Source organism: Komagataeibacter swingsii, assembly GCF_003207895.1.
GTDB classification, from domain to species: domain Bacteria; phylum Pseudomonadota; class Alphaproteobacteria; order Acetobacterales; family Acetobacteraceae; genus Komagataeibacter; species Komagataeibacter swingsii.
In genome coordinates, this window is sequence record NZ_NKUB01000001.1 from 198815 (window position 1) to 224082 (window position 25268).

A 25268-nucleotide genomic window follows, 5' to 3' on the forward strand; every position below is an offset into this window, starting at 1 on the left:
CCGGTCAGGTCTTGGAGCGCATGTCGATGATCGCGCGGCGCTGCAGGTCACGGTTCAGTTGCCGCGATGTCTGTTCCACGCGTTCGTTCATCAGGTGGTCGGCAATCTGGCTGGGGGTCTGGATGGCGATGTTGCGCTCTTCACGGGTGCAGACCATCAGCACCAGGATGCCTTCGCTCGAAACCAGGGGCTTGCTGGTCTTGCCCGGGCCAAGCGGCTCAAGGATTTCGCGCATCTGGGGATTGAGGCGATTCAGCATGAGTTCACCGGGATCGCTGGGGTGCTTTTCCCCCAGTTTCTTGTTCTCGGCTTCCATCTGGTCACAGCTCTTGGCTTCGTTGGTAAAGGCCGTGGCGGTGTCCAGGGTCGCTTTCTGCTGGTCGGTCGGGTTTTCCGGGTCCAGGGGCGTGTCGAAGGGGAAGAAGACCTGCCGTATGGTCAGGATGGTGGTCATCTGGTGGCCGACCGTCCGCCGTTCGGCGATGGTGGCGATGACATAGCCACCCGCGACGCGGATGGGGTTGGAAATGGCGCCGTCAGGCATCTTGCGCGCCACGTCCACCACCTGCGGGTCCAGCCCGTCTTCCTGCATCCAGCCCATCATGCCGCCATCCAGCGCGCTCTGCCCCTGCGAGAACTGGGCGGCGACAATGGGGAAGGGCGCGCCCTCACGCAGTTCCTGGATGATGGTTTCGGTGAATTTCAGTTCGTTTTCCGTGTGGCGGGGGTCTTCCACCGGCACGAAAATCTCGCTGATCATGTATTCGGGCTTGCCATCCTCGCGCTTCAGCGCGGCCATGCGCTGCTCGATCTCGGATGCGGTGATGCGGCCATGTTCGGCCGTTTCCTGACGCAGCACCTGCGACCAGCCGATCTGCACGCGGATCTGGTCGATCAGCGTGGTCAGCGATACGCCGTCTTCCGCCAGCTTGTTGCGTAGGGCGTTCTGGGGCATGCCGTTACGCTGCTCGATGCCGGCTATGGCGTCCCCGATCTGCTGGATCGGCACGTTGATGTGGCGGTCGAGCATTTCCTGCATGCGCAGTTTTTCATCTATCAGCTGCCGCACGATCTGCGGGCGCAGCCGCTGCATCACGTCGTCGCTGACATCCAGCCCCGATGACAGGGCGAACAGCCGCCCGCGCGTATCGACATCGCGCTTGGTCAGCACCGCGCCATTCACGGTGGCGATGATGGCGTCCTGGTCTTCCGCCGCCTGCGCCTGCTGGGCAATGGCGCGGGCCGTGCGGGCGCTGGCCGCCTGTTCATGGCCCGCCAGCGCCACGCATGCCAGCAGGGTCGCCGCGAGGGTGCGGCCCATACGGCCCCGCCGTGATGCGGGGAGGGAAACAGCGCCACGGGCGGTGGGGAAGAAGGACATCCAGCTCGGTCTTTCGCGCATCAGGTCAGCCATTGATACCAAATGTACCGATGGTTTTGAACGTAAGGGAGAACATTACGGTTGAATTGCTCTGTTGGCCACCAATCGTAGTGTATTGCTTGAGATACATCACATCCAGCCCGAAACAGTCATTCTGGTACCCGGCGTCGCCGCCCACCGCGACACTTTCCTTGCGCGACAGGCTGCGGCGCAGGTAGGCGGCGATGTGCCAGTTGTCCCAGTTGGAGGCAGCGCCCACCGTCAGTTCGCTGACGGGCTTGTAATAGATGTCGGGCGCCGCCTGGGCGTAGGGACGCTGGGCGTAATAATAATAGGGCGTGACCGGCTCGAACAGGTAGCCGCCCGTGACGCGGAAATGGCTGAAGCCCGCGCTGCCCAGCGCGTCGGCGAAGTCAACCTTGCCGCCATAGGGGTCAAGCCGCATCTTGCCGTCAAAATCAAAGAACTGGTTGGGTATGATGTGCGTGCCCATCACCACGTCCGACAGGTGGTGGCCCAGCCCGGAATAGGGGATGCGGTTGTGGTCGATATGTTCCTGGAAGCTTTCACCGATCAGCACGTCAACCTGGTGGCCGTTCCATGTCCAGTTGTTATGCAGCCCGACATTGGCGCGCAGGCCGCCATCCAGCCGGTCCGTGCCGGCATAGCGGTTGAGCGAGAACAGCGTGGAATCCGTGAATTCATAGGACAGGCTGTCTTCGTTGGGAATGTTGCGCGACGTGCTGTTGCCCGTGTTGGGGGCGGCCAGGAACTGCACGATGGGTTCAAGGATCTGGGTGCCGGTGTTGTGGTTGAAGCTGCGCAGGAAGGGCCAGTTCATCTTCAGGCCCACGGTGGGCAGGACCTGCCCCTCCACCTGCGCGCGGGTGGTGTGGGCGTAGTTGGGCTGCTGGTTGAGTTCGGTCGCGCGGTGGATGGCCGATTCAACATGCAGTGTGAGGTTCCAGATCTGTCCCAGCGAGTTGTGGAACGGCCGGTCCCAGTTGAGCGAAAGCTGGCCGCGCTGGTCCGAAGTCCCGTTTTCACGATAGACGTAGAAATCCGTCGTATCGAGGCTGAACCGCCCCCCCAGTGAATCCGGCTGGCCAAAATAGCTGTAGGTGTAGCGTGGCAGCACCCATGGCAGGTCCTGGTTGTGGATGATGCCCTGGTTCATGCCCTGGTAGCCTTCGGCATCAAGGCGCGAATACGATCCCGTACCGAACCCTTCCAGGTAGACGTTGGAATTGAGCGTATCCTGCCCATATCCGCTGACGCGGTAGTCACGCATGAAGTTGGGCGAACTGGCCCAGCGTATGTTCGCGCCCGCCCGCCACGTCCTGTTGATCGAGATCTGGCCGTTGGCGAAGATATAGCCCTGCATGCCGTGGTTGTTCGAACTGTCCACCTCCTGCCCGAAGGTGTTGACGTAATCGGTATCACGATGGGTATCGTACGCGATGCCGCCGGTCAGGTTCAGGCGTGCATTGCTGAAATAACGGCGGTAGTTCGCCGTAAGCTCGGGTCCCGTGCGGGTGGAGAACAGGCCCTGCAGCGTAACATCCGACTGCCGGTCTATGACCCAGTAATAGGGAATGGTGACATAGGTGCCCAGGTAACGGTCATGCGGGGTGAAGCCGGGGGTCAGGAAGCCGCTCTGCCGCCGGACCGACGGGTCGGTCATGGAGAACGCGGGCAGGTAGAAAATCGGCACCCCGAAAAAGTCCACGAACGCATCGCGGAATTCCAGCCGCTTGTGCTGCATGTCATGCGTGGCGTCATAGGCGCGCAACTGCCAGAACGGCGCGCGTTCGGGGTGGCGGGCGCATATCTCGCACGCCGTATAGACCACGCGCGTCAGGTCGTTGACCTTCGCACCCGTGCGGCGCATGCCGTTCGCCGCCATGCGCGCATTGTCCTGCATGCGGACATACAGGCGGGTCATGATGCCGTCGCGCATGCCGTTGCTCAGCTCGGCATATTCGGTAAACAGCACCGTGCCGTCGGGTTCCACCATGGCCACGTTGCCCCGGGCCGAGGCGATGCCGGTATTGCGGTCATACACCACCTTGTCGGCGCGCATGATCTGGTCATTCTGCCATAGCTGGACATTCCCGGTCCATGTCGCGATACCGTTGCGGCTGTCATAGGCGACATGGTCGGCTTGGAATGTCATCGGGTCGGTATTGGAAACCGTGCCGGAAAAGGTGACGGGCGCCTGTGGCTGGCTCTTGGGGGCATGGATGGGCGTGCTGCGCCTGGGGCCGTCGGGTGGCGTATCCGCATGCGCGCCGCCGGGTGCCGGCGCGCATATCATTCCCCCCAGCATGGTGGCCGAAAGCAGCAACCCGCGCGGGAACCGCCGCAGGACGGCAGAAAGCCGTGGCGGTGACGGCGCGCGCGTGAAGGGGGTGGGACGGTCCATTAACCGTCCTCTAGATGAAGAAGCAGCGTGACTGCAAGACAAAGCCCCGCCCCGGTGGGGGCCCATGCGGCAAGAAGGGGCGGCAATGTGCCCGTTTCGCCAAACTGGGCGGCGATTTTCGACAGTGCGAACAGCGCGAAACCGGCCGCGACCCCGAAGCTGATCATGCGTATGACCCCGCCCCGCCGCGCGGGCCGCATGGAAAACCCCGCCGCCACCAGCGCCATGGTGCCCGACAGCACCGGCAGCGTCAGCAGGGTCTGGAAATGCAGCCGGTGGCGGATGGTGGAAAAGCCCGAGCGTTTCAGTTGCCGGATGAAGCCCGGCAGCGCCCAGACCGACAATGTATCGGGGGAGGCGAAGCTTTCCTCCACCCCCGCCAGCGTCAGGTCGGCATGAAGCGTCATTTCGCCCATGTCGACGGGCAGTTCATCGGGGCGTAGCTGGCGCGCGCCAGCCAGCACCCAGCGCTCCTTGCCCAGGTAGCCGCTGTCGGCTTCGATGCGGGTCAGCAGGCTGTCATCCGGGCCAAGCCGGAAAATGGTGATGCCGCGGATGTGCAGCACGCTGCCCGTCAGCCTGACATGGCGCGCATGGATGATGTCCACCCCATGGTCCACCAGCCCGTTATCCCCCTGCCGCAGCCATAGCGTGCCCCCGCTCAGGTTGAGCGACTTGCCATTGCTGTCGCGCAGGTACTGGCGGTCCAGCATTTCCGCCCGCCGGTACATGACCGACGAAAGGGGGGAGATGCAGGTGGTGGCCACCGTCCCGATCAGCATGGCGCAGATGACCGGCCCCGCCAGGAACTGCCATGCCGAAATGCCCGCCGCCCGGGCCACCACCAGTTCCGATGACCGCGCCAGCCGCCAGAAACATATGATCCCGCCCAGCAGGATGCCGAAGGGCAGGATTTCAAGGCAGGCGAAGGGGATGTGCAGGACCGCGATCCCGCTGACCAGTGAGGTCGGGACATTGGGCCGCGTGGACACCCGGCGCAGCAGGTCGATGAAGTCGAACATGGTGATCAGCCCGGTCAGGAAGGCGATCACCGACAGCGTGGCGTAGGTGAACTGCCGGGCGATGTACAGCGACAGCGTGAAGGCAGGCTTCATGGGCGCGTGCCGCCCGCGACCGCCCGGGCTTCACGGTCGGCCCGCAGTTCCGGCCAGAACAGGATGGCCGCGCAGATCACGCCCGGCCCGATCGTGCACACCCACATGAGCGGCATGAGCTGCAGGTTGCGCGATGCAAGGTTCTGCACCAGCAGCGTCAGCGCCTGCGCCGCGACCACGGCCAGTATGGCCAGCACCGGACGCAGGATTCCGGCCTGCCGGGAATGGCTGCCGCCCATCGCCCCCACCAGCCCGATCATGGCAAAGGAAAAGGCGCAGAAGGGGGTGCTGAGCCGGCGCCACGCCTCGATGAACATCTTGCTTTCATCCCGGCGCGAATACAGCCGCATGTCCGGGTGCAGCAGTTGCGAGATCGGCAGTTCGTTGGCGTCGGGCAGGCGTGTATGCGCGGTGTGCGGGCTGGACAGGTCGATCGTGTTGCGGGTGAAGGTCAGCACGTTCAGCCGTCCGGTATGGCTGTCGATTTCCTGCCGCGACCCGTTGAACAGCACCACGCGCGGCTGGTCATTGACGATGACCAGGTTGCCTTCCTCCGCCAGTATGGTGGCTTCCGCGCCGGGGGTGCGGTCGTCTTCCACCATGATGCCGTGCAGCGTGCCGTCCTTGTCGCGCGCGCGGATGTACACGGTCATGCTGTCCGATACCTGCGTGAATACCCCGTCCTGCACCAGGAAGGCGGCCATGCGGTTGCGGATCTGGAATTCGAACTGGCGGAAGGCATGGTACGAAACCGGCACGATCCAGACATTCAGCACCAGGCACGCCGCCGTCGCGATGGCGGCGCAGGCCAGCCCCGGCCGCGCCATCATGGCCGGCGACAGCCCGGCCGCCTGCATGACCGTCAGTTCCCGGTCGGCGCCAAGGCGCTGGTAGATGAACTGCACCACCACGAAGGTGGTGATGGGCAGGATGACCGCGATGAAGGAGGGGATCAGCAGGCTGGTCAGTTCCAGGAATACGCGCAGCGACAGCCCGCGCCCCACCACCAGCGATACGAAGTGCAGGGACTGGGTCAGCCAGATCAGCGTCACCAGCGCGCCCGTCGTCGCCACCAGCGCCAGCAGGAGCTGGCGCAGCATGTAGCTGTCCAGAATCGACAGGCGCGGCGCAAGGCGGTCAGGGACGGGGCGGACGGCGGGCATGTCCCTGTCTACCCCTGTTCCCGCCGGTGCAAAAGGGGTGATGCCTTCATGCATTGGGGTTGGCCCCGGCCTTCAGCCGGCCGTGCGGATGGCGGCGGCCTCATGTCCCCGGTGTTACGGGCGGCAGGACCTTGCCGGGGTTCATGAGGTTTTTCGGGTCAAGGGCGGCCTTGATGTGGCGCATGGCCGCCAGTTCCGCGCCCCCGCGCCATGACGGCATCATGTAGGGCTTGAGCTGCCCCACCCCGTGCTCGGCCGAGAACGACCCGTCCAGGTCCTTCACGATCGCCGCCACCGTATCCATGATGTCATGGCTGCGGGCCAGGAAGGCGTCCGGCGCCATGCCTTCGGGCTGGACCAGGTTGAAGTGGATGTTGCCATCGCCCATGTGGCCGAACGGCGCGGGGCGGATGCCCGGGATCAGCTTTTCGCACGCGGCGGTCGCGCGCGCGATCAGTTCGGGCACGTGGGTCACGGGCACCGACACGTCGTTCTTGACGCTCGCCCCCGCGCGGCGCTGGGCTTCGGCATGTTCCTCGCGCAGTTTCCACAGGCCCGCGCGCTGGCCCTCGCTTTCGGCAATGACGGCGTCGGTGATGATGCCTTCCTCCAGCGCGTCCCCCAGCACGTCCTCGGCGTATTCGCGCAGGTCGGCATCGGGGCGCGGGGTGGCCAGTTCCAGCAGCACGTAGGCCGGCGCGCGTTCGCCCAGCGGCAGGCTCACGCCGGGGATCAGGTCGATCACCATGTCCATGCCGGTGCCGGACATGAACTCGAACGCCTGCAGCAGCGCCGGGTCGCGCGCGCGCAGAAGGCCCAGCAGCTTCAGCGCGGCCTGCGCGTCGTCCACGGCGCACAGCGCGGCCTCGATCGCGCGCGGCTGCGGATGAAGCTGCACGATGGCCGTGGTGATGAACCCCAGCGTGCCCTCGGACCCGATCAGGAGCTGGCGCAGCGCGTAGCCCGTATTGTCCTTGCGCAGGCGGCGCAGGCCATGGAACACCCCGCCATCGGGCATGACCGCTTCCAGCCCCAGCACCAGTTCGCGCGCATTGCCGTAACGCAGGGTGTTGTTGCCGCCCGCGTTGGTCGCCAGCACGCCGCCAATCTGCGCCGAGCCTTCGGACGAGATGGACAGCGGCAGCATGAACCCGGCATCCCTGGCCGCGTCCTGCGCCGCCTTCAGCGTGACGCCCGCCTCGATTTCCATGGTCAGGTCATGGGGGTCGATGTTGCGGATACGGTTCATGCGCGACAGGCAGATGACGACCTCACGCCCGCTGCCATCGGGTGTCGCGCCCCCCACCATGCTGGTGTTGCCGCCCTGCGGCACCATGGGCACGTCATGTTCGTTACAGAACCGCACAAGTCGTGACAGTTCTTCCGTGCTGGCGGGACGCAGCACCGCCAGCGCGCGGCCATGGTACAGGTTGCGCCAGTCGGTGCAGTAGGATGCGGTATCGGTTTCACCCGTAATCACGCCCACCGGCCCCAGCATGTCGGTAAAACCGGCAATCAGGTCCTGCCGTGCCGGCGCGGTGGGGGGGGAGACGGTCATGACGGCGTGTTTCCTGCAAGAAGGGGATGGGGGGGCGGCATGAGCCAGGCCTGCCCCTGATGATGGACCGGCGGATAGGTGGCGCTGGCCTGCGCGGGGCTGCCGGACATGAACAGGTGCCACGTTTCGGCCAGGGCGAAGCCGGTGAGCGCACCCACCGCCGCCGCCACCAGCAGGCCGCCCGAACGGCGTGGCGGGGAGGGGCGGTACGACTGCACGGCCGATGACAGGGCGGCCTGCGTTTCGGCACGGGCCTGCCGCGTCTGGTTCAGTTCCGCCATCAGCGCCTCGTTATTCACCTTCAGGTCGCGTATTTCCGTGTCCAGCCGGCGGATGCTTTCCGTCAGTTGGGAAATGCGCTGGTGCGACTCCTGAATCTCTTTCGCGGCCGCCGCGCTCGCCTTCGTGGCGCGGGGCGCGCGGGGCTTTGGCGCCGCCTTTGGCGGCGGATTGGGGGCGATGGCGGCGAACAGGTTTTTCAGCGCGCCGCCGGTCACCTGGTTCTTTTTCGCCCGCGTGCGGATGGCGGCCAGCGCGTTTTCCGACTGGCCTGCATGGTCTTCCAGTACGAGTGCAAGGATATCCGAAAGGATTTTCAGTTCCTTGGGGTCGATTGTGTCGCTCATTTCAGGGGCACCGGGGTCGGATCATGCAGTTGAAACTATTAGGCTCGCGGGCTGGCCGCACGGATCAGGCGGTCACGGATCGCGCGCCCCAGCCCATGACCGGGCACAGGCTGCACCGCAATCCTGACCAGTCCCCGGCGGTGACCCTCCATATCAAGAAACCGCAGCCCCGCGAAGAGGCGCGCTGCCGCTTCGTGCAAATCACCCGTGTCACTCAGGTTCCACACCAGCCCGGCACCGGGCAGGGGCGGGCCGAATGCCAGCAGGGCCTCGTCGGGTTCGACCGTCCTTGCCCCCAGCCGTACGGGCAGGCCGGGCGCGTAATGCGATGAAAGCTGGCCGGGGGCGCTGGGGCGCGCGTCATTGCTGCGGGCGGGCAGGGCCAGCGTCATGCCACAGGCCGCCTCCAGCGCTTCCAGCGTGATGCCGCCGGGGCGCAGCAGGACGGGCGTGCCGCTGCTGAGGTCGATGATCGTGCTTTCCACGCCAATGCGGCACGGCCCGCAGTCAAGGACGGCGTCAATACGGCCATCCAGTCCCGCCAGCACATGCCGCGCGTCGGACGGGCTGACCCGGCCCGACGGGTTGGCCGAGGGGGCCACGACCGGAAACCCGCACGCCGCCAGCAGCGCCTGCGTGGCAGCCCCCGCCGGGACCCGCACGGCGGCGGTGGGCAGGCCCGCGGTCGCGATGGGGGAAAGGCCGCACCGCGCGGCGCGCGGCAGCACCATGGTCAGCGGGCCGGGCCAGAACCGCCCGGCCAGCCTGCGGGCCAGCGGCGTGGCCTCCACCTGCGCGAAAGCGGCCGCCGCACTGGCGAAATGGCTGATCAGCGGGTTGATGCCCGGCCGTCCCTTGGCGGTGTAGATGGCGGCGACGGCGGCGTCATTGCCCGCATCCGCCCCAAGGCCGTAAACCGTTTCCGTCCCGAAGGCGACCAGCCCGCCCGCGCGCAGTATCGCGGCGGCGGTGGCGATCCCCTGCGGGTCATTGTGCAACAGGCGCGTGTGCATGGCCCCGGGTCAGGCCGCGCCGCGACACAGGAAATGCGGGTTGCGAAAGCCCGGCTTGCCATAGCCCAGCACCCTGCCATCGGGCGTGGTGATGGAGCCGCCAGCGGCCTCGACAACGGCCTGCGGGGCGGCGGTGTCCCATTCCATGGTGGTGCCGAGGCGGGGATAGAGGTCGGCCAGCCCCTCGGCCACGCGGATGAACTTGGCAGCCGAGCCGATATTGCCCAGATGGGCGATGGTATGCCCGCCCAGGAATTCCTTCAGGCGCGGGTCATCGGCGTAATGGCGCGACGCCAGCACGGTCAGCCCTTGCGCCGGTGGCGTGCGGACATGGATGGCCTGCGTGCCATTGGCGTCGATGCGGAACGCCCCGCGCCCGGCACCCGCGCCATAAAGCTGGTGGTAGGCGGGCAGCGCCACCGCCCCCAGCACCGGGCGGCCATCGCGCACAAGGCCGATATTGACGGTGAAGTCATCGCGCCCGGCGGCGAATTCCCGCGTGCCATCCAGCGGGTCCACCAGCCAGAACGCGCGCCCGGTATCGGTCATGATGCCGGCGGCGACTTCCTCCTCCGCCACGACGGGAATGGCGGGGGCATGGGCGCGCAGCCCCGCAAGGATGTGTTTTTCCGCCGCGTGGTCGGCTTCGGTCACGGGGGAACTGTCGGTCTTGACCTTGGTCGCGAACCCGCGCGCGCGGATGGCGCGGATCAGTTCGGCGGCCTCATCGGCAAGGCGCAGGGCCAGATCCAGAAGGAATCCGTCCTCATATGCTGGCATGGATGGCGTATTCATGCTGTTCGCATTAGCTTACTCGCGGCGCGCCGTCATGCCCTTATCGGTGCCGATGCCCCCGGACGGGGCTGCACCGGCCCGGGGCGCGGCGTGCTGGCACGGGAATTTATCCTGCCTGCCCAACACATTCGTAGCGGAGCACCGTGACCCCTATGCTCGATATCGCCTTTTCCGATGCAAGCCTGCCCACCAGCGGCGCCATTGCCGTCCTTGCCGCCCCCGGCACGCCCGCGGGGGCTTTCGCCGCGGTGGACGCGGCGGTGGGCGGCGCGCTGACCCGCGCGGCAAAGGCCGCGAAATTCGGCTTCGACGCCGCCAGGACCTGCGTTGTGCTTGCCCCCGGCGGGGGCTATGACCGCGTGATCCTGGTGGGGCTGGGCAAGGCGGACGCGCTGGATGCCACCGTGGCCGAGCAGGCTGGTGTCGCGGCGGCCCGCGCCCTGTCCGATGCGGGCACGGCCGGCGTGGTCGTGGCGGATACGGTCGCCCCCGACCTTGCGGCCCATGTGGCGCTGGGCGTCGTGCTGGGCAGCTACCGTTTCGATCTGTACCGCACCCAGCCACGCAAGGGCGATGCGGGACCGCTGGCGAACGTGACCGTGGCCTGTGCCGACCCGGCGCATGCCGCCACCGCATGGCAGCCGCTTGCGGCGGTGGCGCGCGGCGTGTGCCTGTGCCGTGACCTTGTCTCCGAACCCGCGAACATGCTGCGCCCGCCTGAATTCGAGCAGCGCATCCTTGCCCTGCGCGACCTTGGGATCGAGGTCGAGGTACTGGACCGCGACGCCATGCACCGGCTGGGTTTTGGCGCGCTGCTGGGTGTGGCGCAGGGCAGCGACGCGCCGCCGCGCACGGTCATCATGCGCTGGAATGGCGGTGCGCAGGGTGAGGCCCCGGTGGCCTTCGTCGGCAAGGGCGTGACCTTTGATTCGGGCGGCATCTCGATCAAGCCCGCCGCCGGCATGGACGAAATGAAGACCGACATGGCCGGCGCCGCCGCCGTGGTCGGCACCATGGCCGCGCTGGCGGGGCGCAAGGCGAAGGTGAACGCCATAGGCGTCGTGGGGCTGGTGGAAAACATGCTGTCGGGCAATGCGCAGCGTCCGGGCGACGTGGTGCGCACGGCGGCGGGCCAGACGGTCGAGGTGCTGAACACCGATGCCGAAGGCCGCCTGGTACTGGCGGACGTGCTGTGGTACACGCAGGACCGTTTCAAGCCGCGCTTCATGGTCAACCTCGCCACCCTGACCGGGGCGATCGTGGTCAGCCTGGGCATCGAGCGCGCGGGCCTGTTCTCCAACAGCGACGAACTGGCGGGCCACCTGTCGGCCACGGGGGAAAAGACGGGCGAGAAGCTGTGGCGCATGCCCATGGACGCCGCCTACCTTGAACTGCTGCGTTCGGACGTCGCCGACCTCAAGAACATCGGCGGACGCCCCGGCGGGTCGATCACGGCGGCCAAGTTCCTTGAATGCTTCGTGAACGATGTGCCGTGGGCGCATCTGGACATCGCGGGCACGGCGTTCACGTCCAAGCCGACATCGCACGCGCCCAAGGGGGCGACCGGCTTTGGCGTCCGCCTGCTCGATCGCATGGTCGGCACGTATTACGAAGGGTAATGCCTGCCCCGCGCGGCAGGCCGGATCGGAATGGGGAACTCCATGGCGCAGATCGGCTTCTATCACCTGACGCGCTCACCGGCGCTGGCGGTCCTGCCCGCGCTGCTGGGCCGTACGCTTGCGGCGGGAAAGCGGGCGGTGGTCCGCTGCGCCACAGCGGAACGGGTGCGGGAGCTTGATGAAGGGCTGTGGCGGGCGACCGACCCGCTCTGGCTTCCCCATGGCACGCAGGCCATGGGGCATGGGCCGTGGCAGCCGATCTGGCTGACGGAGGGCGGGGACGTGCCCAATGGCGCGACTTTCGCCTTCCTGCTTGACGGGGTGGAAGCGCCCGACCTTTCCCCTTTCGAACGGGTGTTCGACCTGTTTGACGGCCATGATGAAGCCGCCGTCGCGGCCGCCCGCAGGCGCTGGGTGGCATGGCGCGGGGGCGGGCATGAGCTGAGCTACTGGCAACAGCAGCCCAAGGGCTGGGCGCGTCGCAAATAGTCACCACCGCGTACGGTGGTGACGGGATGGACGAAAGGCAGGTTGCGTAATGAAGACGGTTACTTTCCCCAATGGCGCCACGGTGCCCGCGCTGGGCATGGGCACGTGGAACATGGGGGACAGCGACAGCCGCCGCGCGGATGAAATCAAAAGCATCCATGCGGGTCTCGACGCGGGTATCCGCGTGGTGGACACGGCGGAAATGTATGGCTCCGGCCGTTCCGAAAAACTGGTGGGCGAGGCGATCAGGGGACGACGTGATGACGTGTTCCTTGTCAGCAAGGTCGTGCCTTCCAACGCATCGCGCGATGGGGTGCGCAAGGCCTGTGCCGCGTCACTGAAGCGGCTGGGCACCGATCATCTGGACCTCTACCTGCTGCACTGGCCCGGCAGCGTGCCGCTGGAGGAAACGCTGGCCGGATTCGATGACCTGATTGATGCGGGCATGATCCGGAGCTGGGGTGTGTCCAACTTCGACGCCGATGGCATGCGTGAGGTCGAAAGCATACCCGCCAGCACGCCCTGCGCGGCCAACCAGGTGCTGTACAGCCTTGATTACCGCGGGGTGGAATTCGACCTGCTGCGGCGTGACCGCGATGCGGGCGTCGTGACCATGGCCTATTCCCCGCTGGGGCAGGGGGGCGACCTGCTGCGCGCGCCGGTGCTGGAACGTATCGCGCGGCGGCATGCGACATCCCTCGGGCCTGCCACGCCAGCGCAGGTCGCGCTGGCGTGGGTGCTGCGGCAGGAAAACGTGCTGGCCATTCCCAAGGCGGGCAGCCCGCGCCACCAGCATGAAAACTTCGCCGCGACCCAGATCACCTTGACGCGCGATGATCTGGCGCAGATTGATGAAGCCATAGCGCCGCCGCGCCGCAGGGAGCCGCTGGCCATGATCTGACCCGCCCGGCCTTACTTCCCGGGCGGCATGCGGGAGGGCTGTCATCATTCCTGTCATCCTTGTCGTAACCGTACTGCTGGTGGGGGGGGCGGGCGCCCTGCCGGCCTGCTGGCCACGGCCGGCTGCGGGCATGGTGCCGGCCTTGCGCTGCGGGTGGCTGGCCGTGGGCGTCATGGCCGTTCTGTCCTGCCTTGGGGTCGTGCTGCCGGGCGGGGTCGTGGCGGGGGCCGGTTTTTCGGGTGACGCGCGTGATGTCGCCCTGCTGGCGCCGCTGGGCATCGTGGGGTTTGCAGCATCCGGCGGGCGTGACCTCGCGGCCTGCGCCGGGGCGGCGCTTGCGGTAACCGGCGGGCCGGTCCTGTCCTGCATGGGGGCGGGCTGGGTGCTGGTCGCATGCGCGCATGCCCCGCATGGCGATATCCCGCGCATGGCCGCGCGACAGGTGCCCGACCTGATCGCCCTGCTGCTTATGGCGGCGGTGCTGGTGTTCCCGGCCCATGCGGGCTGGCTCCTGCCCGGCCTGTGCTGGCTGGGCACGCGCGGGTTGCTGGGGCTTTCCTTTTCCCTGCGCGTGTCGCCGCGTGGGGGGCAGTCCTTCCAGATGGCCGATATCGCCGCGATGGTCGCCGCCATGGCGCTGTGGGGCCACCTGCCCACGGGCGGCATGATGGCGGACATGCGCTGGGGTGGCGTGCTGATCGTGGCGGGCTGCCTGCTCTACATGACGGCGTCGTGGCGGGCGCTGTGCGCGGGTGACGGGCGCAGGGTCATGTCGGGACTGCTGGGGGGCACGGGCGCGCTGGTGATCGTGCTGGCGGGGCTGGGCCTGCTGGCCCGTGCCGATGACCTGCCCGCCATGGCCATATGCGCCAGCCGGACGTTCATGCTGGTCGTGGGCACGCTGCTGACATGGATGTTCATGGCGCGCGCCATGGATGCGATGGAGCGCGAGGCCGGTGCCCTTGTACTGTGTCGCCTGGGGGGGCTGGGTGTGTTGATGCCGCGCCTGTCGGCCCTGTTTTCCATCGGGCTTCTGGCGGAAAGCGGGCTGCCGCCCCTGCTGGGTTTTTCCATTATCTGGATGCTGCTGCACCTGCTGGCGGCCATGCCGCGTGGTGGCGGGCCGGGGGCGGACCTGCCGCTGCTGCTGGCCCTCCTGGCGCTGGGGGTGGGGTGGGCGGTGCGCATGCTTGCGCTCGTGCGCATTGTCGCGGTCATGCTGTGTGGCAGGCCACGCACGCCGCGCGGGGCCGGGGCGTCTGATCCGTCGGGGTGGGAAATGGCGACGTTGCTGCTGGCGGCGCTGCCGGTGCTGTGCGCCTCCATCTGGCCGGGATACTGGCTGGGTCTGGTGGGGGGGCATGGTCCGGGTGGCGTGATGTGGCCGCTGGTGGAGAATATCGCGCTGGCGTCGCCCGACGGGGGGGCGGTGCTGTATCCCGCGCGGTTGTGCCTGCTGGTGGCGGTGGTGGGGGGCGTGGTCGTGGTGCTGCGCCGCATGGCCTGCCCCATGCCCGCCCGCCAGGTCGCGGGCTGGCAGAACGGCGCGCCCCCCGTGCCGCCGTGGATGGTGTTTGGCGATCCGCTGACGCAGGTGGGGCTGGGCAATCCCGCGCGCATGCTGCTGGATATGGTGGTGACGCCCGCGATGCGCAGGCGGTGCCTGCGTGGCTACGTGCGCCTGCGGCGGCGGACGGGGCGGTCATGGCGGCTGCTGGCGCGATACGTGGGAAGCCTGCGGCCGGATGGCGCCATGGCATCCGCGCCGGTGGTGATGGCCATGGCGGGCATGGCGGCACTGATATTCATTGCGTGGCATGGATAAGGCTGCATGATGACGTCGTTTTCCCTTGCCGCGTGGATGCAGGCTCTGCTGCTTGCGGGCTGCCACATGGCGCTGGTCATGGTGACGGTGCCAATATGGATCGGCCTGCTGCGCTGGATGGCCGCCATGATGGAAGGCGAACGCCGCCTGCCGGACCCCACCGCGCACTGGCGCGCCCTGCTGCAGGCGTGGCGGCAGGTGGGCGTGCGTTCGGCGGCGGGCGCGCAGGTCACGGCGGTGGCACCGTGGCTGGCGCTGGCGGCGGGCATGGTGGCGGCGTTGCTGGTGCCGTCCTTTTCCATTGGCATGCCCGGTAGTGACCTGTCGGATGTGCTGGTTGTCGGCGGGTTGCTGGAAATGGCCTTCCTCGCACTGGTGGTGGCCGCCCTTGCGCCGGGCCTGGCGCGGCCGGGCCATGCGGGGCTGCGGGTCGTGGCGGGCGGGATCATGATCCAGCCGGTCATGCTGCTGGCATGCGCCGTGCTGGGCATGTGCCTGCCCGATGGCACGCTGGCGGGACTGGTGCGGCAGGCGCATGTGGCGGACATGAACCTTGTGCGCGTGCCGCTGGCGCTGGTTGCCGGCGCGCTGGTCGTGGCGGGGGTGGGGGAAGGCCATGTCACGGCATTACGGCTGTCGGCGGCCATGCTGGAGGACCTTGCCGGTCCCGACCGCGCCGTGGCCCGGTACGCGCACGACCTGCTGGCGGTGGTGTGGATGATGCTGGCGCGTGACCTGATCTGGCCCGAGGGGATTGTGGAACCCGACATCCTGCCGCGTGGCCGGGTGCTGGTGCCCATGCTGGTGGCGGTCATGTTGTGGGTGGCGCATATGCTGCTGGCCTGCGGGGGTGTCGCGGCGATACGGGTATTCGTGGTGTCGGGGCCGCTTCATGCGGGCTGGCGGGCGGGACTGGCGCTGTTATGCGCCATCATGGCCGGGGTGCTGCTGTTTGCCGGGCGGGGGATGGGCTGACCATGCTGGTGCTGCTGTTTGGTGTTCTGGTCATCCTCTCGCTTTCAACGTCGGGGGCGCGCGGTGGCGGCCCGGTCTGGCATGGGGCGTGCATGGCTGCGTGCGTGTGCCTGTCGCGCTGGGGGCTGGGGCGGGTCGGGCCGGCCTGCATCATGGCGGTGGGGCTGGCGGGACTGTTCGGGCTGCTGGGCGTGCAGATGCTGCATGTCCCGGCGGGCGCGCGTGAACGCAGCGGCCTGCGCCTTGCCGGCGGGCTGGCCTGTATCGCGGTGCTGGCGCAGGTCATCATGCAGGGACCACAGGTGGACATGACGGCGCGCCTTATGGGCATGACGGGGCTGGCCGCCATCCTGTGCGGGGTGTGGGGGGCATGCATCGCCCGCGGGCCGGTCGCGTTATGCGCGGGTCTGGCCTGCGGGCTGGATGGCGTCATGCTGCTGGCGGCGCGGGCGGACAGCCTGCTGGTCATGGGGGAGGTCATCATTGCCGCGATCGGCCTGAATATCCTGCTGGCCACGCATCCCCGGTCGCATGGCGGGGCGGCATGATGGCGCCGCCGCTTTACGCCAGCCTGCTGGGTGGCTGGCTGGTGCTGGCGCAGACCGCCCTGCTGGTGACGGGCGGGACGCTGGCGCTGCGTGGCCTGCTGGCGGTGGTGCTGCTGGTCCTGTGTGGTGTGGGGAGCGCGCATTTCCCCGACATGGCGCGGATCATGACGGGATGCGGCCCCGCGCTGGCATTGTGCGTGTGGGTTTTCGGGCCATCCCGCGCCGGGGAAAACGCTTCGCGTGGGGGGGACATGCTGCCCTTTTTCCTGTCGGGCATCGCGGCCCTTGCCATGGCGTTGGGACGGTGCGACCTGCTGGTGGCCCTGCTGGGCTGCGGGCTGGTGGCGCGGCTTGGGCTGGCGATCGGGCCGCGCGGGCTGGACCGGGACGGGTGGCAGGTGTTGCGCATGGGACTGGGTGGCCTGCTTGTGGCGCAGGGCGGGCTGTTCGTGCTGCAGGCGGACTGGGGGCATATGCAGGACCAAGCCGGGGCGATCCTGCTGGTGGGCGGGCTGCTGCTGGCCTGTGGCGTTCCGGGCCGTCCGGGGATGGTTGCGCCGGGCTGGAACATGGAAGCACTGGCCGTGCTGCCGGTCGTGGCGCAGGCGGCCCGTATCTGGCCGGTGCTGCTGCCTGCGCTGACCTTCATGGGGTGTGTGTGCCTGTCATGGGCGGTCCTGTCGCGGCGGGGGCGGTCGTTTTTGGGGGATTACTGGGCTGGCTGGGCCGTGCTGGCTGCGGGGCTGCCGGGTGGTGGCATGGGGGGGCTGCCGCTTGCCGCCAGCCTGCTGGCCATGGCCTGCGTGACGCCGTCGGACGGGCGGCTGCCGTGGGCCATGCTGTGGCCGCCGGCCCTGCCCGGCATGGCGATCGTGCTGGTACTGGTGGGGGAAATGGGTAATATGCCCCCTGTGGCGCTGCTGGCTGGCGCCAGCCTGTGGCCGGTCATGGCGGCATGCCCGGGGGCGGGGCCTGGCAGGCCATCATGGGCGCGGGCGGCGCTGTTGCTGGCCATCGGGTGCGTGGTGCTTGCCTGTGCCGGGTATGACCAGATGGGGGGCGGGTCGTGGTGACGCAGGTGGCGGACCTGATCCGCAGGGGCGTGCCCACGGAGTGTGCGGGGCGATTCGTGCTTGATGCGGAGGAATGGCATGCCATGGTGGCAGCCCTGTCCCGTTCCGACCTGCCGCTTCTTGGCCTGTGGTCGGACGGCATGCAGGCGCATGCCCTGTTCATGGAGGGCACGCGCCCCCTGATGGCCAGCATCGCGGTAACGGACGGGCGCTACCTTGCCCTGTCCCCCGTGCGGGCCGGTGCCAGCGCGCCTGAACGCATCATGCACGACCTGTGGGGCATCGAGGCCATGGGGGCGACAGGCAGCGCCCCGTGGCTGGACCAGGGGCGATGGCCGGTGACATGGCCCCTGCGCGACCGGCCCCCGCCAGCCCCCGCGCCGCCCGATGGGGTGGAATTCACCGATGATGCAACCATGGTGCGCGCCGGGGGCACCGTGCTGGGCCACGGCCCGGCGGAGGGGGATTTCAACGCCCCTTTCCACCTGCGCCTGGGCCTGCCGGGGGAACGGATCATGCAGGTGCAGCCGCGCATGGGCTATGCCCATCGTGGCCTGTGCGCGCGCATGCGGGGCGCGACCGTGGCGCAGGCCGCGCGCCTGGTGGCGCGGATTGACGCCACCGCCACGGTGGCCCACCAGCAGGCCTTTGCGGGCGCGCTGGCCGCGGCGGGGGGAAAACAGGCGGGGGAAATGCGCGATGCGGACCTGTTCGTGGGCGAACTTGGACGGATCGCGACCCATCTGGATACGCTGGCCGTCGCAGCCGAACTGCTGGCGGACGGGCGTTGCGCCATGCTTGCCGCAACCCTGCTGGAACGGGTGCGGCAGGCCTGCGGGGATATGTGCGGCAGTCGCCTGCTGTTTGACGTGCTGCCGCCTGCGGGCGCTGGAGAACGGGCACTGTCCATTCCCCCTGAACTGCTGGCGGAACTGCGCAATGGTTGCAGGGTCCTGCAACGCCTGTTCTGGCGGCCGCGTGGCATGGCCATGCAGGCGCGGGGGCGGGGCATCCTGTCGGCCGATATCGCCCGTTACTGGGGCATCGCCGGATGCGTGGGGCGTGCGGGCGGTGCTGAATCCGATCTCAGGCCCTATGTATCGCGCCCGCCCCGGGGCTGGCCGGAGGGATACCCCACGATGGCGGGCGATGTGGCGGTCCGCCTTGCCTTGCGCCTGCATGAAGTCGAAACGGCGGTGGAAATGCTGTCCACGTTGGACCCGATGCCGCGCCTGACAGTACCCATGCCGGGCGATGACCATGGATCGGGCGAAGGGATTGGCTGCGTGGAAGGGCCGGCAGGGCCGGTCTGGCACTGGCTGCGGGTTGAAAATGGCCGGGTGGCCGCGTGGTGTTGCGGTGACCCGTCCCTGTCGCTGTTCCAGGCGTTGCCGCAGGTGTTATCCGGCGCGGTGTATGAGGACGTGCCGCTGATCCTTGCCTCCCTCGGCCTGTCGGCGGCATCAGCGGACCTGTAGGAAGGGATGATGGCGTATCTTAACCTGTTCTGGCCCGAAGGCGCGGTCCTGCCCCGCATGCTGCCGCTGGACATCTTCCATATCGAAACCGGGGGCTGCACTGGCTGCGCGCTTGAACTGCGCAGCCTGTCGCGCGCCCTGGTGGAAGGGCGTTCCGATATCCGTTTCGTTTCCACGCCGCGACAGGCCAGCCTGCTGCTGCTGACCGGCAGCCTGACGGTGGAAATGGCCCCGGTCGTGGAACTGGCATGGCAGGCCATGCCCGGTACGCGGCTGCTGGCCGCAATGGGGGACTGCGCGCTGGATGGCGGCGTGTTCACACCCAATTATGCGGTGATGGGCGGGATAGGGGGCCGTGCGCGCGCCAGCGTGGTGCTGCCGGGATGCCCGCCTTCGCCTGCGGAAATGCTCGACGCCCTGATCCGCTGGCGCATGCAGGGCGAAGACGGCCCACCCGCATGATATAAATGAAGGATGGAAGTTTCCGGGCGCCGCCTTTTTGAAAAAAGCTTCACCAGAAACTTTTGTCGGTGGCAGGCTTCGGGAAATTTAGGCCGAAGGGGCGGCCACGGACTGGTCATCGCTTTCCTGCAGGGCCTCGGCCTCGCGCCGCAGGCGGTGGAAGCTCCGCCTGCTTATGGGCAGCAGCAGGATGTAGATGACCCCGGCGGCCGCAAGCGCCCCCCATGGTTCGGCCACCAGAACGGCGGCATAGGCCCCCGTGCCCAGCATGGTGGGCAGGATCATGGGGGCGGGAACCTTGAAATTCTTGAATGACCATACCGGCAGGGTGGAGACCAGCAGGAACGCCGTGCCGCTGAGTGTCAGCGCGGGCAGCAGCGGGTCGCGCGTCAGTTCATACAGCCAGTCACAATGCAGGTGCTGTGCCTCCAGCCCGAGGAAGAGCGGAAACAGCGCCAGCCCCGCGCCAGCCGGGGCCGGGACGCCGGTAAAGAAGTTGCTGGCGTATTTGGGCTGGTTGGCGTCGTCATCCAGGCTGGCGTTGAAGCGCGCCAGGCGCAGCGCCATGCAGACGGTGAACATGATGCACGGGATGTAGCCAAAACGGCCCCCTTCATGCAGCGCCCACAGGTACAGCACGAAAGCCGGGGCCACGCCAAAGCACAGGAAATCCGACAGGCTGTCGAATTCCGCCCCGAAACGGCTGGTGCCGCGCAGCAGCCGCGCGATTCGCCCGTCCAGCCCGTCAATGCAGGCGGCGATCAGCAGCGCGGTTGCAGCGCTGCCAAATCGCCCCTCCAGCCCGAATCGCATGCCCGTCAGGCCCGCGCACAGGCCCAGCATGGTCATGAGGTTGGGGATCATCCGGTTGAATGACAGGCCCCGCACGCGGGGACGCTGGCGTTTTTTCAGCCGTCGTACACGGCGTGCCGGCGTAAGGGGTGGGGTGGCCATGCCGGGTTAAAGCCGCGCCATCACGGTTTCGCCACCAATCATGGTCTGCCCGACCTCGACCACCGGCGTGACATCGGGCGGCAGGTACAGGTCGGTGCGCGAGCCGAAGCGGATCAGGCCGAACCGCTCGCCGGTTTCGTACTGCATGCCTTCCTCGGCATCGCACAGGATGCGGCGCGCGATCAGGCCCGCGATCTGGACCACGGCGACCTGCCGCCCGTCCTTCATCGTCACGCGCAGTGCGTTGCGTTCGTTCAGTTCGGATGCCTTGTCCAGGCTGGCGTTCAGGAACTGCCCGGCATGGTACGCGATCCGCGTCACGGTGCCCGCGACCGGCATGCGGTTCACATGCACGTCCAGCACCGACAGGAAGGTCGCAACCCGCCATACCGGGGCGTCGCCCATGTCCAGTTCCGGCGGGGGGGCCACTTTCTCGATCGACACGATGTGGCCGTCGGCGGGGGCGACCGCCAGGTTCGGTTCGGCCGGGGTGACGCGCTCGGGGTCACGGAAGAAATACAGGCAGAAGCCAAAGAACAGGCCACTGGCCGTGCCAAGCCACCTGGTCGCCCGGAACGGCAGCAGCCGACCGATGACGGCCCCGGCCCCCGACGCGAGGAGAAAGGGGCGCGCGGCCGGGTGCGGCGGGGCGATGACAAGCTTGAGGGATTGAATCAGCGACATGGATAACGTTCATGAAGATTTCGGTAAAATTGGTCAAGTATCCTGCATGTCACGCGGTTGCCGCCGTGGCGTGGTATTTCGTGAAAAAACCCGCGCCCGCCGCAGGCGCAGCCTGGCCGGCACCAGTGTCGCGGGGCGCGCGGGTATGGTTGCGTACATGTCCTTGACCGCTTCTATCATGCACACGCCGCCCAGCCGGGGGAACAGGGTGCGCCCCGTCCATTCCAGCATGCGCACCGGGCCTGCGGGGCAGGGACCGGCAGGGGGCACGTACAGCGCGTCTTCATGGCGCTGCGCCTGGAAACAGGCATCGGCCAGCCAGCGCGTGATCTGCCGGCGTGAAAATGGCGTGCCCTGCCCGAAGGGGGAATTGTCGGTATGCGCCCACAGCCCCGCCCGGTTGGGTACGACCAGCAGCAGCCGCCCCTCATCCTTCAGGATTTTCCAGACCTGCCGCAGCAGGCTGTTCTTGTCCTCGCTGACCTCCAGCGCGTGGATCATTACGATGCGGTCGAATTTCAGGTCGTCAAATGGCAGGTGCGTGCCGTTTACGATACAGTCCCGGCCGTGCCATGGCGGCGCATCGCGCGTGACATGCGTGTCCAGCCGCGCCGACAGGCACGGCCTGTCGGGCCGGTCCCACAGCGGCAGGAAGGGCAGCGCGTAACCAAGGCCGAGCGTGTGCCCCTGCGCGCCTTCGGGCCAGAAGGCGGCCATGCGCTGGCACAGCAGGCGGGCGGCCGCCTGCCCCCGGCGGGTGGCATAGAAACTTGCGGCGGTGTGCATGTTCGCTGGCATTGGTGCACACTAGCACACCCCGCCGCCCGGGCCATCACGTCATGCCGGGCATTCAGGCCACGCAACGAAAGTGCACGAGGACAGTCATGACACAGAAGCTTGCCATAGAGGCGATTCCCATCCTGTCGGACAATTACGCCTGGTTCGTGCATGATGGCGCGACAGGGGCGGCCGGCATGGTCGACCCGGCGCAGGAAGCGCCCCTGATCGCCGCCATCGATGCGGCAGGCGGCCGGCTGGACCTGATTTTCCTGACCCACCACCATGCCGACCATATTGCCGCCGCCGACGCCCTGCGCCAGCGTTATGGCGCGAGGATCGTGGGGCCGGCGGGGGAGGCCGCCCGCCTGCCCCGCCTTGACATCGCGGTGCGCGACGGGGATGTCGTGGAACTGGGGCGGTCCCGGGCGCAGGTGATCGCAACGCCGGGCCACACGGCGGGCGAGGTATCGTATTATTTCCCTGACGGCCCGGCGCTGTTCTGCGGCGATACGCTGTTCAGCATGGGGTGCGGGCGCCTGTTCGAGGGCACGCCCGCCGATATGTTCGCCAGCCTGCAGCGCATCAAGGCCCTGCCGGATGACACGCTGATCTGCTGCGGGCATGAATATACCCAGTCCAACGCGCGTTTTGCCCTGCATGTCGACCCGGACAACGCCGCGCTGAAGGCACGCGCGGCACAGGTGGCGGACCTGCGGGGCAGGGGGCTGCCCACGCTGCCGGTTTCCCTGTCGGTGGAACGCCGGACCAATCCCTTCCTGCGCGCGGGCGATGTCGCCACCCTTGCACGGTTGCGCAGCGAAAAGGACAGTTTCTGACATATTACGTCACGTTTGACGCGGACAGGGAAACGCGGCGGGTGGTTCCCGCGTTCTACAGGCATGAAAACCGGGGTTCATGGCGGAATGGGGGCGGCAATGGCCGCGATCCCGCCGTGCCCGTAACATGCTGGCGGGGCGTGGAAACTCGATGACGGTATTGTTTTCCCATCCGGAATCACACTTAATGCTCCGGCTCATGGCCGGACCCTGATATCATGACATGATGCGGGCTGTCTGGCGGCATGGAAGCCTGGGACGGGCGCATCCGGCGGGTGCCTCCATCCCGGGGGCCACGCCGTAAGGCCCGACGCGGCCGAAGGGTGGGCCGCCCCGGTCGGGAAACCGCCGCATCCGGCCCATGGGTGCAATGCCTGGCCGGGATGGCCGCCATGTGGGGGCGGTGTTATGGCCTGTCCGGGTGCTTCGTGCCCGATCCATGCGAAAGGAAGGCATTTGTCGGTATCTTCTGTTCCGGTGATCATCAAGAAATACGCCAATCGACGGCTGTACGATACCGAGCTTTCGGCCTATATCACCCTTGAAAACCTGATGGACATGGTCAAGCAGGACCGTGCCTTCGTCATTCTGGATGCCCGCACGGGCGATGACATAACCCGTGGCGTGCTGGCGCAGGTCATGCTGGAAGAGGAAACCCGTGGCCGCGCCATGCTGCCGGTCGCCTTCCTGCGCCAGCTCATCCGCTGTTATGGCGACAGCAGGCAGGGCGAGGTATCCGATTACCTGGAACGCATGATGGCCGAATTCATGGACCGGCAGCCCCCGGCCGTGACACCGGACGGGCTGGAGGAACTGGGGCGGGAAAACGCCGCCGTGGTGCGGCAGGCCATGTCCCTGTTCACCTCCCTTTACGCCGTGGAACGGGTGGGCAACCGGACGGTGGAAAACCTGCTGCAGGAAATCATGGACCTGCGCCAGCAGGTGGCGGCGCTACAGGGCAGCCATGGGGATGCGCCGGATGAAAAGGGCAGCCGCTGAAGGCACTTTGCCGGAGGGGATGCGCATCCCCTCCGGCATGTGGTTCCGTATCTGGCAGATGGCGGGGTATCAGGACGTCCTGCAGATCATGAAGACGTTTCTGGTAACGCTTTTTCCGGCGACTTCAGGAAATGCCGCCTTTGTGGAAAAGGCAGCCCCCGGAAACTTTCGTTATTTTTCCATCAACCTGGTATTTTGCAACAGTCCTTCAGCATGGGATCATGTGTGCGGATGCCTGTTGAGGGCAATGCCCGTCAGGCATGCATGCATGATTGCATTGGCATTCTGGCCGGTCTGGTAGGTGGTATCGAGCACCGGGGCGGGATCAAGGAGTTCAAAGCCAACCACCGTGTTGCTGGCGCATATGCCCCGGACAAGGGGAATGGCCTCACGCATGGTCATGCCACCTGGTAGCGGGCGACCCGTGCCCGTGGCGTATGCGGGGTCAAGAACACTCAGGTCGAATGATACAATGACCTTATGCGCTTTTGTCTTCAGTTCATCATTCACGGTCTGCAACAGGGCCATCGTGCCGTGCTGCTCCAGTTCGGTGACCGGGTGCGTGACAACGCTGCCGGGACGCGATGTCGTGGGCTGGATGGATGGGGCGCCATCCCTTACGCCAACCTGAATGATATTCTGGGGCAGGACGCTGCCGTTTTCCACCAGCCGGCGTACGGACTGGTTATCCGCGCGCAGGTGTCCGTCATCTTCCCAGTCCGTTTCGCCATGTGCATCAAACTGCACGACGGATATGGCGTCATGCCCGTAGACGGATGACAGCCCGGATACATCGGGAAACATGACGGAATGATCGCCACCGATGACAAACGGGACAACATGCAGACGGGCCATCTGTGCGATCATGTCACGGATATGCGCTTCCGATCGTTCCACGCTCATGTAATCCACCGCGAGATCCCCGTAATCGGCCAGACGGAGCGCCGCGCCGGGATTGATGCCGGTATCGGGATCGGGGTCGCTGGCGCTGCCCGTCAGGTAATCCGCAGTCCGCAGCATCATGGGACCATGAAGGGCGTCACGCCAGCCGGTGCTGAAATCCTGTGGCACGCCGACGAAGGCAACCTCCACATGTCCTGCTTCCAGATCTTCGGGGTGGAGGGCGAACGGGGCGTGCGCGAAGGTGGGAATGCCGGTTTTCTGGTGGATGTAGCGGTCCAGGATGATGGGGCCGGGGTCACGGTGCAGGTCATCAAGAATGGCGGGCCGGACAACGGTTTCCCCATTGAAGGCCAGGGCGGATGTGGTGTTTAGCGGAATATCGGGCTGATCGCCGGGCTGGAAGGCTTCTTTCGCCACGGCATTCATCATGGCGTCAATATAATCCTTCGCCTCCACCGTGCTGCGTCCGGTCAGGACCATGCGCACCTTTTCCGGTGTCAGGCGGAATTCCGCCAGTTTGTGTGGATCGGTGGCGAAGGCGCGTTCCGCTGGTGTCAGGCCGGCCAGGGCATCGGGTTGCGCCGGGGCCTGTGCATGCGCCGGGGGGAATAACGGACCGGCCAGCACGGCTGCCAGGGTCGAAAGAAAGAGCATTTTGCGCATTGG

The 25268-nt window shown here is 67.2% G+C and carries 23 protein-coding genes; 11 read left to right on the forward strand and 12 right to left on the reverse strand.

The features are described 5' to 3' along the window. Positions 1–4: 4 nt before the first annotated feature. From CFR76_RS00930 to cysQ, 8 genes are all read right to left on the reverse strand, one after another. The gene (locus CFR76_RS00930; protein ID WP_110555402.1) at positions 5–1414 is read right to left on the reverse strand and encodes a peptidylprolyl isomerase; all 1410 of its coding nucleotides are present in this window, start codon (positions 1412–1414) and stop codon (positions 5–7) included. Then, a complete protein-coding gene (locus CFR76_RS00935; protein ID WP_110555403.1) occupies positions 1407–3806 on the reverse strand; it encodes an LPS-assembly protein LptD in 2400 nt (799 codons plus the stop codon). The genes CFR76_RS00930 and CFR76_RS00935 overlap by 8 nt, the downstream gene beginning before the upstream one ends. Next, positions 3806–4921: an LPS export ABC transporter permease LptG gene (gene lptG, locus CFR76_RS00940; RefSeq protein ID WP_110555404.1), complete on the reverse strand. Its 1116-nt coding sequence runs from the start codon at positions 4919–4921 to the stop codon at positions 3806–3808. Before lptG ends, CFR76_RS00935 begins: the two co-directional genes overlap by 1 nt. Continuing rightward, positions 4918–6084 (reverse strand): LPS export ABC transporter permease LptF, encoded by a 1167-nt coding sequence (gene lptF / locus CFR76_RS00945; protein ID WP_025439014.1) that lies wholly within the window; start codon positions 6082–6084, stop codon positions 4918–4920. The genes lptG and lptF overlap by 4 nt, the downstream gene beginning before the upstream one ends. A gap of 100 nt (positions 6085–6184) precedes the next feature. Beyond that, entirely contained in the window at positions 6185–7642 is a 1458-nt protein-coding gene (locus CFR76_RS00950; RefSeq protein WP_110555405.1) for an FAD-binding oxidoreductase, read from the reverse strand. Further along, positions 7639–8268 carry a hypothetical protein gene (locus CFR76_RS00955; RefSeq protein ID WP_110555406.1) on the reverse strand — a complete coding sequence of 210 codons (630 nt, stop codon included), beginning with the start codon at positions 8266–8268 and terminating at the stop codon, positions 7639–7641. Before CFR76_RS00955 ends, CFR76_RS00950 begins: the two co-directional genes overlap by 4 nt. 38 nt (positions 8269–8306) lie before the next feature. Continuing rightward, positions 8307–9281 (reverse strand): L-threonylcarbamoyladenylate synthase, encoded by a 975-nt coding sequence (locus tag CFR76_RS00960; RefSeq protein ID WP_110555407.1) that lies wholly within the window; start codon positions 9279–9281, stop codon positions 8307–8309. 9 nt (positions 9282–9290) lie between these two features. Beyond that, positions 9291–10076 (reverse strand): 3'(2'),5'-bisphosphate nucleotidase CysQ, encoded by a 786-nt coding sequence (gene cysQ, locus CFR76_RS00965; RefSeq protein ID WP_110555408.1) that lies wholly within the window; start codon positions 10074–10076, stop codon positions 9291–9293. A gap of 152 nt (positions 10077–10228) precedes the next feature. On the opposite strand from cysQ, the gene CFR76_RS00970 reads away from it, so the two are divergent. The 9 genes from CFR76_RS00970 (at position 10229) to CFR76_RS01010 (ending at position 19446) form a co-directional block, all read left to right on the forward strand. Continuing rightward, the gene (locus tag CFR76_RS00970) at positions 10229–11695 is read left to right on the forward strand and encodes a leucyl aminopeptidase (RefSeq protein WP_208623905.1); all 1467 of its coding nucleotides are present in this window, start codon (positions 10229–10231) and stop codon (positions 11693–11695) included. A gap of 42 nt (positions 11696–11737) precedes the next feature. Further along, on the forward strand, positions 11738–12184 hold the full coding sequence (locus CFR76_RS00975) for a DNA polymerase III subunit chi (RefSeq protein ID WP_110555543.1): 447 nt from the start codon (positions 11738–11740) through the stop codon (positions 12182–12184). 49 nt (positions 12185–12233) lie between these two features. Further along, positions 12234–13085, forward strand: coding sequence for an aldo/keto reductase (locus CFR76_RS00980; RefSeq protein ID WP_110555410.1), 852 nt, complete (start codon positions 12234–12236; stop codon positions 13083–13085). Positions 13086–13215: 130 nt separating this feature from the next. Continuing rightward, positions 13216–14910, forward strand: coding sequence for a hypothetical protein (locus CFR76_RS00985; RefSeq protein WP_110555544.1), 1695 nt, complete (start codon positions 13216–13218; stop codon positions 14908–14910). A gap of 6 nt (positions 14911–14916) precedes the next feature. Further along, positions 14917–15885: a hypothetical protein gene (locus CFR76_RS00990; RefSeq protein ID WP_110555411.1), complete on the forward strand. Its 969-nt coding sequence runs from the start codon at positions 14917–14919 to the stop codon at positions 15883–15885. Between the two features lie 2 nt (positions 15886–15887). After that, entirely contained in the window at positions 15888–16433 is a 546-nt protein-coding gene (locus CFR76_RS00995; RefSeq protein ID WP_110555412.1) for a hypothetical protein, read from the forward strand. Continuing rightward, complete coding sequence (locus tag CFR76_RS01000; RefSeq protein ID WP_110555413.1) at positions 16430–17506, forward strand: hypothetical protein; 1077 nt, start codon at positions 16430–16432, stop codon at positions 17504–17506. Before CFR76_RS00995 ends, CFR76_RS01000 begins: the two co-directional genes overlap by 4 nt. After that, positions 17500–18984: an NADH-quinone oxidoreductase gene (locus CFR76_RS01005; protein WP_244191709.1), complete on the forward strand. Its 1485-nt coding sequence runs from the start codon at positions 17500–17502 to the stop codon at positions 18982–18984. Before CFR76_RS01000 ends, CFR76_RS01005 begins: the two co-directional genes overlap by 7 nt. A 6-nt stretch (positions 18985–18990) precedes the next feature. Then, entirely contained in the window at positions 18991–19446 is a 456-nt protein-coding gene (locus CFR76_RS01010; RefSeq protein WP_110555414.1) for an NADH-quinone oxidoreductase subunit B family protein, read from the forward strand. An 87-nt stretch (positions 19447–19533) separates the two neighbouring features. Here the strand turns inward: CFR76_RS01010 and CFR76_RS01015 are convergent, their stop codons facing one another. Genes CFR76_RS01015 through CFR76_RS01025 form a run of 3 tightly spaced genes read right to left on the reverse strand, consistent with a single transcriptional unit; the run spans position 19534 to position 21870 of the window. Then, positions 19534–20400: a CDP-alcohol phosphatidyltransferase family protein gene (locus CFR76_RS01015; protein ID WP_208623899.1), complete on the reverse strand. Its 867-nt coding sequence runs from the start codon at positions 20398–20400 to the stop codon at positions 19534–19536. A 6-nt stretch (positions 20401–20406) separates the two neighbouring features. Then, positions 20407–21084, reverse strand: a complete 678-nt coding sequence (locus CFR76_RS01020) for a phosphatidylserine decarboxylase (protein ID WP_110555416.1) — start codon at positions 21082–21084, stop codon at positions 20407–20409. Positions 21085–21117: 33 nt separating this feature from the next. Then, complete coding sequence (locus tag CFR76_RS01025; protein WP_110555546.1) at positions 21118–21870, reverse strand: methyltransferase domain-containing protein; 753 nt, start codon at positions 21868–21870, stop codon at positions 21118–21120. 98 nt (positions 21871–21968) lie between these two features. Between CFR76_RS01025 and gloB the strand changes: the two genes are divergently transcribed. Both gloB and phaR read left to right on the forward strand, forming a co-directional pair. Further along, entirely contained in the window at positions 21969–22700 is a 732-nt protein-coding gene (gene gloB / locus CFR76_RS01030; protein WP_110555417.1) for a hydroxyacylglutathione hydrolase, read from the forward strand. A 456-nt stretch (positions 22701–23156) separates the two neighbouring features. Next, positions 23157–23699, forward strand: a complete 543-nt coding sequence (phaR, locus tag CFR76_RS01040) for a polyhydroxyalkanoate synthesis repressor PhaR (protein ID WP_110555418.1) — start codon at positions 23157–23159, stop codon at positions 23697–23699. 219 nt (positions 23700–23918) lie between these two features. Here phaR and CFR76_RS01050 read toward each other — a convergent pair whose 3' ends face one another. Then, positions 23919–25265: an agmatinase family protein gene (locus CFR76_RS01050; protein WP_110555419.1), complete on the reverse strand. Its 1347-nt coding sequence runs from the start codon at positions 25263–25265 to the stop codon at positions 23919–23921. Positions 25266–25268: the final 3 nt, after the last annotated feature.

What these genes read in the sequence shown, in the direction of transcription:
- CFR76_RS00930 (WP_110555402.1), bottom strand. Translation starts at nt 1,414, where the DNA reads ATGGCTGACCTGATGCGCGAAAGACCGAGCTGGATGTCCTTCTTCCCC.
- CFR76_RS00935 (WP_110555403.1), bottom strand. Translation starts at nt 3,806, where the DNA reads ATGGACCGTCCCACCCCCTTCACGCGCGCGCCGTCACCGCCACGGCTT.
- lptG (WP_110555404.1), bottom strand. Translation starts at nt 4,921, where the DNA reads ATGAAGCCTGCCTTCACGCTGTCGCTGTACATCGCCCGGCAGTTCACC.
- lptF (WP_025439014.1), bottom strand. Translation starts at nt 6,084, where the DNA reads ATGCCCGCCGTCCGCCCCGTCCCTGACCGCCTTGCGCCGCGCCTGTCG.
- CFR76_RS00950 (WP_110555405.1), bottom strand. Translation starts at nt 7,642, where the DNA reads ATGACCGTCTCCCCCCCCACCGCGCCGGCACGGCAGGACCTGATTGCC.
- CFR76_RS00955 (WP_110555406.1), bottom strand. Translation starts at nt 8,268, where the DNA reads ATGAGCGACACAATCGACCCCAAGGAACTGAAAATCCTTTCGGATATC.
- CFR76_RS00960 (WP_110555407.1), bottom strand. Translation starts at nt 9,281, where the DNA reads ATGCACACGCGCCTGTTGCACAATGACCCGCAGGGGATCGCCACCGCC.
- cysQ (WP_110555408.1), bottom strand. Translation starts at nt 10,076, where the DNA reads ATGAATACGCCATCCATGCCAGCATATGAGGACGGATTCCTTCTGGAT.
- CFR76_RS00970 (WP_208623905.1), top strand. Translation starts at nt 10,229, where the DNA reads ATGCTCGATATCGCCTTTTCCGATGCAAGCCTGCCCACCAGCGGCGCC.
- CFR76_RS00975 (WP_110555543.1), top strand. Translation starts at nt 11,738, where the DNA reads ATGGCGCAGATCGGCTTCTATCACCTGACGCGCTCACCGGCGCTGGCG.
- CFR76_RS00980 (WP_110555410.1), top strand. Translation starts at nt 12,234, where the DNA reads ATGAAGACGGTTACTTTCCCCAATGGCGCCACGGTGCCCGCGCTGGGC.
- CFR76_RS00985 (WP_110555544.1), top strand. Translation starts at nt 13,216, where the DNA reads ATGGTGCCGGCCTTGCGCTGCGGGTGGCTGGCCGTGGGCGTCATGGCC.
- CFR76_RS00990 (WP_110555411.1), top strand. Translation starts at nt 14,917, where the DNA reads ATGATGACGTCGTTTTCCCTTGCCGCGTGGATGCAGGCTCTGCTGCTT.
- CFR76_RS00995 (WP_110555412.1), top strand. Translation starts at nt 15,888, where the DNA reads ATGCTGGTGCTGCTGTTTGGTGTTCTGGTCATCCTCTCGCTTTCAACG.
- CFR76_RS01000 (WP_110555413.1), top strand. Translation starts at nt 16,430, where the DNA reads ATGATGGCGCCGCCGCTTTACGCCAGCCTGCTGGGTGGCTGGCTGGTG.
- CFR76_RS01010 (WP_110555414.1), top strand. Translation starts at nt 18,991, where the DNA reads ATGATGGCGTATCTTAACCTGTTCTGGCCCGAAGGCGCGGTCCTGCCC.
- CFR76_RS01015 (WP_208623899.1), bottom strand. Translation starts at nt 20,400, where the DNA reads ATGGCCACCCCACCCCTTACGCCGGCACGCCGTGTACGACGGCTGAAA.
- CFR76_RS01020 (WP_110555416.1), bottom strand. Translation starts at nt 21,084, where the DNA reads ATGTCGCTGATTCAATCCCTCAAGCTTGTCATCGCCCCGCCGCACCCG.
- CFR76_RS01025 (WP_110555546.1), bottom strand. Translation starts at nt 21,870, where the DNA reads ATGCACACCGCCGCAAGTTTCTATGCCACCCGCCGGGGGCAGGCGGCC.
- gloB (WP_110555417.1), top strand. Translation starts at nt 21,969, where the DNA reads ATGACACAGAAGCTTGCCATAGAGGCGATTCCCATCCTGTCGGACAAT.
- CFR76_RS01050 (WP_110555419.1), bottom strand. Translation starts at nt 25,265, where the DNA reads ATGCGCAAAATGCTCTTTCTTTCGACCCTGGCAGCCGTGCTGGCCGGT.